Source organism: Amycolatopsis sp. SID8362, from assembly GCF_010550475.1.
GTDB lineage: Bacteria > Actinomycetota > Actinomycetes > Mycobacteriales > Pseudonocardiaceae > Amycolatopsis > Amycolatopsis eburnea.
In genome coordinates this window covers 1-707 of record NZ_JAAGNB010000275.1, presented here as the reverse complement: position 1 = coordinate 707, position 707 = coordinate 1, and the positions used below count along the sequence as shown (strand labels likewise).

Annotated in this window: 1 protein-coding gene and 1 pseudogene; one reads left to right on the top strand and one right to left on the bottom strand. The window is 74.3% G+C overall.

Annotated features, from left to right (window positions below):
* Positions 1 to 246: hypothetical protein (locus tag G3I65_RS09065; RefSeq protein WP_160695691.1), on the bottom strand; the 246-nt coding region annotated here is incomplete at its 3' end.
* A gap of 129 nt (positions 247 to 375) precedes the next feature.
* Here G3I65_RS09065 and G3I65_RS09060 point away from each other — a divergent pair.
* Positions 376 to 707: pseudogene (locus tag G3I65_RS09060) on the top strand (SGNH hydrolase); the annotation flags it as partial.

Below are 707 nucleotides of genomic sequence, written 5' to 3'. Positions count from 1 at the left end.
CCAGCGCGGCGCTTCGCCGGCCCGCAGATCCGGCCACGGCGGCCGGCGCAGCACCGCGAGCGTGCCCAGTGCCGCGGCCACCAGGCCGGTCGTCACCGCGATCAGGGCGACGCGCGTGGTATCGACCGCCGGCTCCCACTTGGCCTGGCCGTCGCGGATCGCGAACACCCCGACCGGGCGGCTGACCGGGATCACCGTGGTGCCGTCCTGCGTCTCGTACGGCTCGCCGAAGAGTGGTTGTTCCATGCCGCCATCGAACTGCACTCGCGCTGTCGCTGACAAGATCGGACAGGATCCTGTCGTTCCCGTGACCGGCTGCTTACGATCGGCAGGGGCGGTCGCCGACGACTGTCCTCAATGGACAAGGGAGCCGCCGTGCGCAGGATCGCGCTTCTGACCGCGTTTTCCGTGGCCGCCGCCGTCGTCGCCGCGGCACCGGGTGCCGCCGGGGCCGGGCCCGCCTGGTTCACCTCGTGGGCCCAGTCCCAGGACGGCCGGGCCGGCGCGCCGGTGTCGGCGCAGTCGTTGCGCATGATCACGCACCTGAGCCAGGGTGGGGACGCGGTCCGCGTCCGGTTCCAGAACACCTTCGGCACCGGGCCGCTGACCATCGGCCACGCGACCGCGGGCCCCAGCGCGGGCGGCGCCGCGGTGTCGGCGGTGCGGGGGCTGACGTTCGCCGGCCGGGCGAGCGTCACGATCCCCGC